General features: G+C 68.3%; 8 protein-coding genes. 2 read left to right on the top strand and 6 right to left on the bottom strand.

The window, feature by feature from the left end:
* Positions 1 to 184 precede the first annotated feature (184 nt).
* Complete coding sequence (locus F0U63_RS05285) at positions 185 to 802, top strand: SPOR domain-containing protein (protein WP_395844332.1); 618 nt, start codon at positions 185 to 187, stop codon at positions 800 to 802.
* A 63-nt stretch (positions 803 to 865) separates the two neighbouring features.
* Here the strand turns inward: F0U63_RS05285 and F0U63_RS05280 are convergent, their stop codons facing one another.
* The 6 genes from F0U63_RS05280 to F0U63_RS05255 all read right to left on the bottom strand — a co-directional run bounded on the left by F0U63_RS05280 (position 866) and on the right by F0U63_RS05255 (position 10,830).
* Entirely contained in the window at positions 866 to 5,413 is a 4,548-nt protein-coding gene (locus F0U63_RS05280; RefSeq protein ID WP_395844330.1) for a pilus assembly protein PilY, read from the bottom strand.
* Positions 5,414 to 5,424: 11 nt separating this feature from the next.
* A complete protein-coding gene (locus tag F0U63_RS05275; RefSeq protein ID WP_395844328.1) occupies positions 5,425 to 5,931 on the bottom strand; it encodes a hypothetical protein in 507 nt (168 codons plus the stop codon).
* 6 nt (positions 5,932 to 5,937) lie between these two features.
* A complete protein-coding gene (locus F0U63_RS05270) occupies positions 5,938 to 7,131 on the bottom strand; it encodes a prepilin-type N-terminal cleavage/methylation domain-containing protein (protein WP_395844326.1) in 1,194 nt (397 codons plus the stop codon).
* Between the two features lie 10 nt (positions 7,132 to 7,141).
* Complete coding sequence (locus F0U63_RS05265) at positions 7,142 to 7,756, bottom strand: prepilin-type N-terminal cleavage/methylation domain-containing protein (RefSeq protein ID WP_395844324.1); 615 nt, start codon at positions 7,754 to 7,756, stop codon at positions 7,142 to 7,144.
* A 15-nt stretch (positions 7,757 to 7,771) separates the two neighbouring features.
* Positions 7,772 to 8,473 carry a Tfp pilus assembly protein FimT/FimU gene (locus F0U63_RS05260; protein WP_395844322.1) on the bottom strand — a complete coding sequence of 234 codons (702 nt, stop codon included), beginning with the start codon at positions 8,471 to 8,473 and terminating at the stop codon, positions 7,772 to 7,774.
* 182 nt (positions 8,474 to 8,655) lie between these two features.
* Positions 8,656 to 10,830, bottom strand: coding sequence for a M4 family metallopeptidase (locus F0U63_RS05255; RefSeq protein WP_395844320.1), 2,175 nt, complete (start codon positions 10,828 to 10,830; stop codon positions 8,656 to 8,658).
* Positions 10,831 to 11,005: 175 nt separating this feature from the next.
* Between F0U63_RS05255 and F0U63_RS05250 the strand changes: the two genes are divergently transcribed.
* On the top strand, positions 11,006 to 12,151 hold the full coding sequence (locus tag F0U63_RS05250) for a DUF1615 family protein (protein ID WP_395844318.1): 1,146 nt from the start codon (positions 11,006 to 11,008) through the stop codon (positions 12,149 to 12,151).
* Positions 12,152 to 12,156: the final 5 nt, after the last annotated feature.

Genomic DNA, 12,156 nt, shown 5'->3' with positions numbered 1-12,156 from the left:
GGGGCCCTGTCCCGACCCCGTGGGCGGCCCCGCGGGGCAGGCCTGCTGTCGCACCGGCGACACTCGGGGCACTCCCCTGTCATCCGGGCAGCCGGACGAGCAGGCACTCGAGCGAGGGACCTGTGCCAGATCGCCCGGGCGTCCCCACCCTGTCTGCACCAACGAATGACGGGGGAGGGGTCGGATGGTCGGACGGGTCATGGGGTTGATGATGTTGGGGTGTGTGCTGGGGACCACCGGATGCCGCAAGGCCGAGCGAAAGCCAGCCCCGGAGACGGCCGAGACGGTGGCAACCCGGACGGAGACCACGGAGCCGGCCGCTCCGGTGAGGGCCGTCGAGCCGAAGCCCGAGGCCGCTCCGGTCCAGGCGGCGCCCCAGGAACGAGGGGACGCGATCGTCCTCCAGGAGAGCGCGACGACGGGGGAGCGCGAGAAGCAGGCGCCCGCGCGCCCGGGGAAGGGTGGGCTGCTGGATGACGAGGATCGCATCTGGCTGAGCGAGAGCGCCGAGGCGGCTCGGGCCGCCAACGCGAATATCGCTCCGGACACGGCCACCGAGGACATCACCATCGCCAGCGGCACGGTGGATGGCCGGGTCAAGCGCGTGGGTGCCCGCACCATCGAGGTGAGCGATGGCGAGGGCAACGTCTACGAGCTGCGCATCGATCGTCGCAGCCGGGGGCTGCACCAGGGCCGCCGGGTTCCGCTGCGGGAGATCTCCGAGGGCACTCCGGTGCGCGCGTCGTTCGATCTCGTCGGAGGAGGCGACAGCCTCGCGCGCGACATCGTGCTGCGCCGCTGAAACAGCGGGGCCCGCCCGCGCCACGTGGCGAGGACGGGCCCCGGAGTGCATCTCGGTCCCTGCTCACATCCCGGAGGGCGCGCACGCCTCCTGGCCGCCGTTCTCGTGGTCGTGCCGGCACGCGTGCAGGGTGCGAGGCACGGGCAGCTCGTAGATGTACTGCAGCACGTCCGTGTCGGTGGAGACCTGCGCCTCGGTGGCCTGCGACTTGCCGGGCTCGACGAACAGGGTGCTGTACCTCACCTGCCCCGTCTTCGACACCTGGATGGCCGTGGTCGGCTCGGGCGGAGGGGCCAGCACGAAGCGCGTCTGGTAGCGCACGTAGCCATCAGTGCCCAGCAGGCCCGCCGCGCAGTTGGGGGCGCCGGTGAGGAAGTCCGCCTGGTGCAGGCGGGCCAGTTTGTTGACGGAGCCCGAGCAGGCGCTGGCGGAGCTGGTCGCCTCCGGGTACATGGAGTTCCACATCGCGCAGCTCGCCAGCACCACCGCGCCGCCGGCCGTCTTGTGCTGGAGCCCCTCGTACTCATAGAACCAGCCGGGGTCCTCCGGCCCCGCCAGCAGCTTGCTGGGGCACACCTTTCCGGACGCGCACGCGCATGAACCGGAGGCATCGCACTGGAGGTTCGTCACGTCGACGAGGCCGCCCGTCCCGTTGATGCCACCGGTATCGCTCAGCCGCCGCCCATCGTAGTCCTTGGCCAGGTTGTTCATGGTGGGCGCCGCCGACAGGCTCTCGTCGAACATGCGCGCCGGAACGCCGCCATAGACCCAGAGGCCGTAGAAGCGGTTCTTGCCGAGCGTGCTCGGCGTGGTGGAGGCGCTCAGGTCCAGGTCGTTCATGTTCAGCGTGTTGCCCGGATCACGCACGCGGCAGTCGTAGACCCCCTCCGCGTTCTGACCGCACTCCACCCTCGTCCGGGCGAAGTCGTAGCTGTTCGTCCCGCCGCCGGAGGGCCTGGGGCACGAGTTCGCGTTGCGCGACTCGAACTCGGCCGTGAGCAGGTTCGTGCTGCCCGGCGTGCCACAGACGTTGGAGGCGGCCGCCCTGGAGAAGGGCGTATAGGTGCCCTGCGAGTAGAGCCGATCCGTCCACGCGTTGCTCAACCGCTGGATGTCCGTGCCATTGCGCGTCAGCTTGTAGCTGGACTGTGTCTGGTCGCACCCCAGCTTGGAGCACGCCTGTGGGTTGTCGAAGCGGCAGGTGCCCACGCCCGTCTCCAGCAGCGAGTAGCGGTTGCCCGAGCCCACGAAGGCGCGCAGGGCCTGGTTCTCCGGCTGCACCGCCATGGAGGCCAGGTAGTAGATGGGCGAGCGGTTGCGGATGCTCTGCGCGTTGGAGGCGGACACCCCGTCCCGGTCCATCGAGAAGGAGCGCGCGCCACTCCAGTTGCCGACGAGCCGGGTGGAGGCGTCGAGCACGCCGGGCTGGAAGAAGCGCAGCGTCCAGACCTGGCCGCCCAGGTCTCCCACCACGGCGGTGTCGAAGAAGCCGTCGAAGCGCGGCTTGTCGTTGGCGCCGTAGTCCACCAGGGCCGCCGGCGCCACGAAGCCGTACGTCATGGCCCTGCGGGGCTCGTCCGTGCCACCAGAAGCGGACTCGGAGAACTCCCACTTCCACAGCAGGTTGTCGTCGCGGCCGTTCACGGTGCCGTTCCACACATCCACCATGTAGAGGCCACGCCCCTTCTCGCCTCCGGGAGACCAGCCACCCGACAGCATCGCCACCCAGCGCTCGGAGCTCGTGGGCCCCTTCTCGCCGTGGCGCTTCTGTCCGGTGGTGGAGCTCATCAACACGGGCCCGATAGGGGGCGCCTTGGGGCTGAGGCTGAAGAGCGTCTTGCCGAAGCGCAGCGACTCGTCCGTGCACGGCTGCGGGAACATCCAACGGAAGCCGGGCCGCGGCTTCGCGGTGGCCGTCGCACCGCCCGCCGAGTCCCACAACAGCTCCAGGGCGAAGTAGTGCGTGCCGCCACGGCCCTCGGCCGCCACGGCCACCGTGTGGTACTCGTCCCAGGACTTGCGGCCATCCCCGTTGTCGTCCGCCCAGATGTCGCGGATCATGACGTCGCCGTCGACGAAGTAGGCGTGGCCCTGGAGCATCTCCTGCAACCGCGGCAGCATGTCCGCCGGGATGAAGGCCCACCGCTCCGTGCCGCCCCCGGCCGCGTTGCTCAGGTACTTCACGTCACACGTCGACGTGTCCTCCTGGCCCAGTCCATCACTGAAGGCGTGCAGCATGCCGTCGTTGGCGCCCACCAGGATGAGCCGCTCGCGCTTGCGGTTGACGAACGCGTAGGCGTCGTAGGCATCACGCCGCAGGGGCGTGGCGACTTTGCAGGAGGTGGGCAGGTCCTCCCGTGGGTCCATCGGCGTGGACTCCACGCCGGTCTTCTGCTGGGTGGCGTAGAGGGTGCGCACGCACTGGGTGGAGACGCCCAGGTCGCACAGGAACTTGTCCGCCGGGGGATCCACCACCAGCGGCGAGGAGTGGAAGATGTCGCCCAGCACGGACGGCCGGGTGTCGTCCCGCTTGCCGTTGCCGTTCTCGTCGAACAGATCCTGGCCGCGCACGTACTGGATGATCAGCGCCGTGCAGAGCAAGTCGTAATCGTCCTGGGCGGACAGGCTGATGAGCGGCAGCCCCTTGAGGCCCGCGGCGATCATGAGCGGCACGGCCTTCAGGGTGAGGTCCAGGTACGTGGGCATCTGCATCCGGGTGAGGATGGAGCCCGGCTTGTAGGTGAGGCCCAGGCCGCTGGGGCACAGCGGCGCGCCATTCACGGCCAGGTACTGGCGCAGGTGGGAGATGTTGTCGAGCGTGAAGGCGACGAGCCCATCCTTCTGCGTCAGCAGCCCGTCCTTCGTTCCGCCACCGCCCGCCAAGCCGTTGTCCGTCACCGTCCAGATGTTGCGTTGGGCATGCCCGAGCTTCTCGAGCTCGTCGCTCGCCTCCCAATAAGGCTCGGCGGAACCGCCGAAGAGGGGCGTGCCGTTGGTGCCGCCGTTGGTGGACAGCAGCTTGCGGTACTCGCTCGAGGAGTCCTCCGCGACGATGCTCCCCGCCTTGTCGACGAGGAAGAGGTCGGAGCGGTCGCCATCGCCATTCTTGTCCTGGTCCTCGACGAACTCGTTGAACTGCTCGTAGCGGTACAGCTTGCCCGCCCAGGTGTTGTCCTTGGCGGGCATCATGCGCGGGACGATGGCCGTGAGCGCCGCGTCCTGCGTCTGCAGGGTGCTGACGGCCGCCGTGGAGAACGAGGTGTTGCGCGCGTTGATGTCATCCAGGATGGTGAGCATCGCGCGCTTGAGCTCGCTGGTGCTGCGGGCCGAGAAGAACTTGCCGCCCCCCAGCCGCGCCGTCTCCTGCAAGAGCTTGCTGTCCTTCACGTCCTCGGAGAAGCCGATGGTGTACGTGGCCAGGCGCTGCTCGCCCGTCATGTCGAAGCGCAGATCCTTCTCCCACAGGAAGCGGGCCACGTTGTGCAACTGGCTGGGCGAGCAGCCCTCGCACGGCGCTGGATTGGAGGTGATGGCGGAGGGGAGCTTGACCACCGTCTGCTCGTCCTTGGGCTCGCCGCTCGACAGGAGGATGACCGCGTTGAAGCCGCACTCGAAGCAGACACCATCCGCCGCGCTGAAGTTGGAGCTCGTCGGGTGGCTGCCCAGGTAGGAGGCGAAGGGCGTGGGGGAGGCCTTGGACTCGAAGAGGTAGCCCGCCGCGTAGAGCGCATCCGCGAGCGGAGCGTTGCAGCCATCCCAGCCGAGGCCGTTGCTGTTGTTGGCGTTGACGTTGGTGAGGCCGTTGAGCACCGAGTTGCGGTTGTTCTCCACCGAGCTGCTGTCCAGCGGGTAGGACTTGGCGCACGTGGGGCCCATGGGCTGCTGGAGGCAGAGACACTGGTTGTTGGTGCCCGCCTTCTGACCCCAGCACGTCCTCTCCGCGCGGGTCTGCAAGCCCATCACGCCGAAGCGCACCTCGCGCAAGTCATGGACGACCTCGGTCAGCACCTTCACCGCGCCCGAGTCGCGCGGAGCGTAGAAGTTGAGGAAGTTGCCCTTCACCCGCCGCGTGCCGCCGTCGTGGAGGTAGTAGCCCTGCGTCTCGAGGCAGCTCTGACAGGTGGTCTGGTCCGTGGCGCCGATGTTGTTGATGGACTTGCACGCGTCGGCCGCGCTCGCCCAGGTGGCGGTGTTCTGCGGGGCATTCCCGAAGATGACGCCGTACCCCTGCTTGGGCGCCTCGTAGTAGGTGGAGTTGGCGAACCAGTCGTCGGACTGGCTGCCGATGCCCGTCCTCATCCGCTCGTATGCCTGGTCCTTGTTGTAGCCCAGCTCGTTGAGGAAGGGGTCCGAGCAGCCCCGGGGGCCCGCGGGCCAATCCTTCGGCCAGTCATGCATCGACGAGGAGGTGTCGATGACGAAGAGGATGTTGGGAGGCCCGCCCTGGCGCGAGAAGAACTTCTCGTCACCGCCCCGGACCGGATTCATCAACGCATCCAGGCGGGAGGTGTTCGGCATGCAGCAGGCCGCCTGATCGATGGCGGCCGCCGTGTCCGCCCTGAGCAGTACCACCAGGAGCACGACGAGGCTGAGCGTCAGCTTGCGGAACATGGAGACCTTCCTCACAGACCGTACCGGAAGAGGAACTCGACCTCGGACTCACGGCCCGAGGTCTCCTTGCACTTGACGACCACGCGGTAGTACTGGCCGCCCATGAAGCCGCCCGAGGCGGGAACGGTGTTGGCGATCTCCCGCGCCTGGCGGCCGGAGGCGCCCATGAACACCGGATCCACCCCCACCACCGTGGCCTGCGCGATGTCCGGCGCGCTGTCGCTGTAATGGCCGGTCATGATGCGCGTGCGCGCGCTCGGATCCGGATCATCGATGAGCCGCGTGTCGAGGATCTGCAAGTCGGAGGTCGCGCGGAACAGCTTCAGGCGCGAGAGCAGGTGACGGCGCGCCGCGTCCGCGCAGGCCCCCACGCGGTCGCCCCGCAGCTTCTCCGCCGAGGCCTCGCGGTTGTAGTTGGAGAACTGGATGGCTCCCACCACCAGCAGCAGCAGCACCGCCATGGCGATGACGGTCAGCATGAGGGCGTTGCCGCGCGGAGCCCTCTTCTTGAAACACATGGTGGATCAGCCTCCCCACACGTTGAGACCGGAGGATTCGTCACCCACCGGAGGATTGAAGGTCGAGCGCGACAGCATGTTGGGCACGCGCACGGTGGTGGTCATGTTGGTGCGGTAGTAGCCATCCGCCGGCCCCGCCTCGCCCGAGTCCTCCAGCTCCACGCGCTCGAAGACGCGGCGCCCATTGGACTCGGGGGTGGTCGAGCGGATGCCGATGCTCAGGCGCACGGCGCGGATGTTGGCCGGGTGCCGGTTGTAGCGGGCGGGATCCTCGTAGGGCAGCTTGAAGACGGGCACCGGCAGGGCATTGGGATCCGGGGTACGGTCCGCGACCGCGCTGCCCGTGTCCCCCAGCACCCAGTTGGACACCGGAGAGCTGGAGTCCACCGCCTGCACCCCCGCGTTGGGACTGCCCGGCACCGGCCGGTTCATCACGTAGGCCACCTGGAAGGACTCCACATCCGCGGCCAGCGGCACGGCGCTCGACAGGTCCAGCTCGTCCAACCCCTGGAAGGCCATCAGGAACGGGCGGCCGCCCAGGGCCACGATGCGGATGCGCATCACGTGGATCATCATCAGGTAGGGCGCGCTGCTGCCCGCCCTGGACAGGCACGGCGTGTTGATGGGCACGGACGACAGGGCCGGGTCCAGGACGAAACCGCCGGACGCGTTCGCCTCCGCCGACACGCCCGCCGCGCCGGCCTTCATCACCACGTACTCCCGGCCGCCCACGCACGACACGAGCAGGAGCTGGCCCTTGTTGAAGCTCGCGCCGAACGTGCTCCCGGGGTCCTCCAGCACGACGGTGGAGCCCGCGAGGTGCCCCCGGCGCATCCACGCCGCGTCCCGGTAGCGGAAGGCCAGGTCATCCGTGATGGAGTTGGGCTGGGAACCCCCGAGCACCACGGCGTAGTTGGACTTGGCGCCGTCCGGAATCACCGTCCCGCTGAAGTCGAAGGCGAAGCGCGGATCCACGCCGTAGCCCGCCATGCGCAGCCGCTGCTCGATGAAGCTCGTCGTCGTGCGCAACCCCTCCACCGCCACCTTCACGCGCGACTCGCGCTGGAAGACGCCCTGCACGCCCATGAGGGCGGTGGCCACGGCCGCGAGGATGATCGTCGTCATCACCGAGCCCACCATGAGCTCGACGAGCGTGAAGCCGCGCGGTGCGCGGGCCTGGGGGCGATTCGAATGAGGCATGGGGGACAGGTCAGATCTCGACGTTGATGTCGTTCGCGAAGGGACCGGAGTCGTAGAAGCTCACGTACTGGCGCACGTACCGCCGCTGGGTGACCTCCATCCACGAGACCACGATGATGACCTGGTGGATGGGCACGCCCGTGGCCTCGTCTGGCTTGTCGATCATCACCAGCACGCGCCGGAAGCGGCTGAAGTCCGCGTCCGAGTAGCTGGGGAGCAGCCGGCGGGCGCCCGCCGCGCGCTCGTAGGCGTCCAGGTCGAAGATGCAGCGGACGGCCCAGGCCTCGCCGCTGGCGGGCTGCAGCTTCTCCAGGCCGCCGGTGAGCGCGGCGACCTCCGCGCTGGGGTTGCAGTCCGCACCGGTCAGCAGGCCGGTGTAGCCCGGCACGCCCACCACCCGGTTGCCGCCCAGCGTGTCCAGCGCCCCGCGCACCTGCGAGGCGATGCCCGAGGCGCGCGTCGCCAGGTTGGCGTTCGCGTTCTGCCGGCTCGCCACGAGCAGCCCCTGGAAGACGCCCATCAACCCGATGAGCAGCACCACCGCGGCGATCATCGCCTCGATGAGAGACACACCGCGCGGGGTGGAGCGGCGGCTGCGGACACGGCGGCGGGAGGTGAGATCCACGGCGGTTCCTCCGTTCTAGGTTTTGTCCGGTGAAAAGGTGGCCATGAACCCAGAGGGTCCCGAGATGGCGAACAGGTACTGGCTCCGGCCCTGCGTACTGCTGAAGGCCAGCGACTGGTTGGTGGTGGAGATCCACCGGCCCGTGCCGTCCACGAAGTGCGCGCTCCCATCCGGGTAGAACCCCATGGCGCCGCTCGGACTGTCGGTGCCCGAGCAGAAGCTGCACGTCTGCACCGCGAGCCCCAGGAAGGGCGCGCCGAACGCGTCCGTGCTCCCCGGCGTCAGCGCCCCGAAGCGCACCTTCTTGCTGTAGTCGTCCAGGTAGTAGATGGCGGACACGCCGCCCGTGCCGGCCTTCGCGTCCACCGTGAACGGCAGCGCGAAGAGCCCACGCGGGTTGCGCACGAAGACACTCTGGCGATCCTCCACCACCAGGAACGCGCCCGTGCCGGTGCTCAGCGTGCCGCGCCCCCCCGCCGGATAGAAGACGATCCACACCGGATGGCCCGACGACGCGGCCCGCGTGCGCGCCGTGCTCATCACTCCCTGCAACTCGAACGCGGCGCTCTGCAGCGCCCCGCGCCGCCCCACCGCGTCGTAGGCCATCAGGCCCAGCCCGGCCGTCACGCCGAGAATGGCCATCACCACCAGCACTTCGACGAGGGTGAAGCCTCCCGGGCGCTGTTCCCTCTTCGCTGGCTTCGCAAGGTAGGGCATTTGACTACCCCTCTCCGGGAGAATACGGCCGCCGACTTACACTGTGGGCGAACAATTCTTAATTTATCAAAAAGTGCATTCTCGACACAATCCCCCCCGGAGCACTCGGGAATGCCTGAAAACAGCACGGGCGGCCCTCCTCGTGGGAGAGCCGCCCGCGGTCCATCCGCCCGGCGTGTCGGCTACGGCCGGGTGTAGTTGATGGCCAGGTTGTAGGTAGCCGCCGTGAAACCATCCACCATGATGTACGCGCGGGTCTCACCCGCGGGAACGGTCAGCTCGCACCGCTCGTAGGCGTTGGAGTAGTACGGGCGGCAGTTGTAGGAGGAGGTGGTGGGCGCGGAGCCGAAGCGGACGTACAGGTCGGGGTCCCCCGTGCCCGACATCACTACCTTGAAGGTCGTCCCCGCCACCACGCTGTACGGGCCATGAAGGATCTGCTGACCCTGGCTCGGCGAGCCGCTGACACTCACGGACACGGGGCCCCCCGCCTCATGCGTGGCCTTGAGGCTCACGCCCGAGTACGAGCTGTAGGCGTAGATCAGGACATACCAGGTGCCCGCCGCCGGGCTGGAGAAGGTGCAGTTCTCCGTATTGCCAATCTTGAACGAGCGGCAGTCATAGGAGCCCGTCGTCGGCACCGAGCCCTGTTTCACATACAGGTCCGCGTCGCCCGTGCCGCCGCGCAGGTCGAACACCACGTTGGGCAGACCGGCGGGCACCTCCAGCGTGAAGTACTGCTTGTTGCCCGAGCTTCCCGCCAGACCACTCACGGCGACGCCATTGGTCAGCGGGGTGGTGGTGGGCGGCGGCGGGGGCACCCCCACGGCCAGCCACGCGGCGTTCACCGCGGCGGCCTCGGCCGAGCCCACGCCGAAGAGCGCCTCGGCGGCCTGGATGGTGTACGTCTTGGCCTGCTCGAAGGTGGTGCTGGAGGTGAAGAGATCCGTGTTGGCCTTGTAGAAGATGCGGCCGGCCTTCTCCGGACCAATCGCCGTCACGTTCTGGGCCGTCTTGGCGCGCGGGTGGGTGCCGCCCTTGGACAGCAGCGCGAACACCAGGTTGCTGATGCCCGAGCTGTAGTGCACGTCCACGCCCGGGGAGTAGTCCCCGTAGAAGTCGAGCGAGTCCCCATCCAGGGCCGGATCGTCCATGTAGCGCAGGGCGTCATCCGCCGTGCTCGGCGTCCAGATGTCCTCGCCCACCTTGAAGATGTCCGCGTCCACGGCCCAGCCACGCGACCAGCTCTCGCACACGCTGGCGAAGATGTCGGACATGGACTCGTTGAGGCCGCCCGATTCCCCCGAGTAGACGAGGTCCGACTCGGAGTCCGTCACGGCGTGGGTGAGCTCGTGCACCGTCACGTCCAGATCCAGGCCGAGCTCGATGGAATTCACGCCATCGCCATCCCCGTACACCATCTGGGTACCATCCCAGTAGGCGTTGACGTACTCACTGTCATAGTGGACGGTGCTGATCAGCGCGGCGCCCGCGTTGTCGTACGAGTCGCGATTGAAGAGCGTCTTGTAACAATCATAGGTGGTGCCCAGCATGTCGTAGTTCATGTCGACATGGGCGTCGCCCACGGAGGCCTGCCCCTCGGAACGCTTGAGCGTGCCCGGCGTGGAGGTGCCATTGTTGGCCGAGTACACCTTGCGGGTGAGGGCCGAATGGACGCGGGGATTGACGAGCAGGATGCCGCCGCGCCGCGCGTCCACGTAGACGAGATCATCGGCGGGCATGCCCTCGCGCGAGCCCGTCACGCGGACCTGATAGGCCAGTTGGGGCTCCTGGGCGTGCTCGGGCAGCACGTAGACCAGTTGCGCCGGGCCCTGGGTCGCGGCACCGAGCGCGGACGAGCCCGCCACGGCCGCCTCGAGCGCGGCCTCGGGTGCCACGCTCGCCTTGGGCGCCGCGGCCTCGCCCGGGCGGACGGTGCCATTGAGGGCGTAGAGGTTGCCCGTCTCATCCACGTGCAGCACGAGCTCACCGCCCACCACGCGCAGCCCCCTCAGGGTCTGCTGGAAGCGCAGGTGTTGGTGGCCCCGCTCGTCCACCCGGGAGCGATGAAGCACCAGGTCCCCTCCGTCCACGCGAAAGATGGGGGCGAGGTGAGCCATCACCTCCCGCAGCTCATCCTTCACGCCCGCCGCGTCCAGACGTCCCGCGGACGACAGTTTCCCCAGACGTCCGGTCACGGCATAGGGAACACCCGCCTCGCTGCCCACCACGCGCACATCCTTGAAGCGCGACAGCGCTGCCTGAATGTCCACATCCTTGTCGCCCGCGCGCACCGCCTCCTCGTTCACGGTCTCCTTCGAACCACAGGCAGCCAGGCTCACGCCCAGCCATGTCATACAAAAAATTCTCAGAATCCGATTCGTCATGGCCCCCCCTTCCTTCAATGAAGTGGCCATCTAGTTCTCATAGCAACTCTTCACGAATCAAGGGGACGTCATGGTTTTGAAGTCTTTCATCACATACACATCTGGATGTGTCCGCTGGTATGCGGCGGCTTTGTTTGTCTGTGTATTGAGCGCCCTGAGCGGGTGCGCCCATAGACAGGCCGCGCCGGCCACGCCCCTGCCCCCCCGCGTCAGCGCCGAGGAGGCGGTGCGGCTGGTGCCCACGAACGTGAAGGAGCGGGAGGGTTGGGCGGAGGACGTCCTGGCTGCCCTGGAGGCCCACCGCATCCATCCCTCGCTCGAGGCGGTGTGCTCGGTGCTCGCCGTCATCGAGCAGGAGTCGGGCTTCCAGGCCAACCCGGCGGTGCCGGGCCTGGCACGCATCGTCCAGCAGAAATTGGATACCTATGCGGACAAGCTGGGGCCCTTCGGCCCTCCGGCGATCGCGGCCCTGCTCGGGGGCAAGGCACCTGGAGAGAAGCGGACGTTCGCGCAGCGCCTGGAGCAGGTACGCACGGAGAGGGATCTGGACCGCGTCTTCCGGGAGCTGATGGCGTATTACGAGACGGAGTTTCCCAGCACCTACACCGCGGCGAAGCTGGCCAGCGCCCTCTTCCAGTCCGGGCGGCTGGAGGACCTCAACCCCATCACCACCGCGGGCTCCATGCAGGTGAGTGTGCGCTTCTCCGAGGAGCTGGCGGGAGGAGAGGACGATGAGCGCGCGGCGCGGCGGGTGCGCGAGGAGCTCTACACGCGCGGTGGCGGGGTGTACTACGGCACCGCCCGGCTGCTCGGGTACGAAGCCCACTACTCCGACCCCGTGTACCGCTTCGCGGACTACAACGCGGGCTTCTACGCCTCGCGCAACGCGGCGCTCCAGAGCCAGGTGAGCCGGCTCACCGGCATCGAGCTGGTGGAGGATGGAGATCTGCTCGCCTACGACAAACAGGGCGAGCCCCTGGACACGGACAGCCACACCCTGGAGGCCATCCTCACCTTCCGGCGTCGCTACGCCCCGGACCTGAGCGAACGGCGGGTGCGCAAGGACGTGCGCGAGGAGAAGACGCTCGCCTTCGAGGAGACGGACACCTGGAGCGCCATCAAGCGCACGTACCAGGAGGTGACGGGTCAGCCCCCGGAGTACGCGCGGCTGCCGTCGGTGGTCATCCGCAGCCCCAAGCTCAGCGGGGACCGCTCCACGGCGTGGTTCGCCCAGTCGGTGAACAAGCGTTTCCAGCGGTGCCTGGGGCGCGCCACGCCCGCGACGAAGTAGCGCGC

This window comes from Cystobacter fuscus, from assembly GCF_044360685.1.
Taxonomy (GTDB): Bacteria; Myxococcota; Myxococcia; order Myxococcales; family Myxococcaceae; genus Cystobacter; species Cystobacter fuscus_C.
This window is presented reverse-complemented; position numbering and strand designations above follow the sequence as displayed.

What these genes read in the sequence shown, in the direction of transcription:
- F0U63_RS05285 (WP_395844332.1), top strand. Translation starts at nt 185, where the DNA reads ATGGTCGGACGGGTCATGGGGTTGATGATGTTGGGGTGTGTGCTGGGG.
- F0U63_RS05280 (WP_395844330.1), bottom strand. Translation starts at nt 5,413, where the DNA reads ATGTTCCGCAAGCTGACGCTCAGCCTCGTCGTGCTCCTGGTGGTACTG.
- F0U63_RS05275 (WP_395844328.1), bottom strand. Translation starts at nt 5,931, where the DNA reads ATGTGTTTCAAGAAGAGGGCTCCGCGCGGCAACGCCCTCATGCTGACC.
- F0U63_RS05270 (WP_395844326.1), bottom strand. Translation starts at nt 7,131, where the DNA reads ATGCCTCATTCGAATCGCCCCCAGGCCCGCGCACCGCGCGGCTTCACG.
- F0U63_RS05260 (WP_395844322.1), bottom strand. Translation starts at nt 8,473, where the DNA reads ATGCCCTACCTTGCGAAGCCAGCGAAGAGGGAACAGCGCCCGGGAGGC.
- F0U63_RS05255 (WP_395844320.1), bottom strand. Translation starts at nt 10,830, where the DNA reads ATGACATGGCTGGGCGTGAGCCTGGCTGCCTGTGGTTCGAAGGAGACC.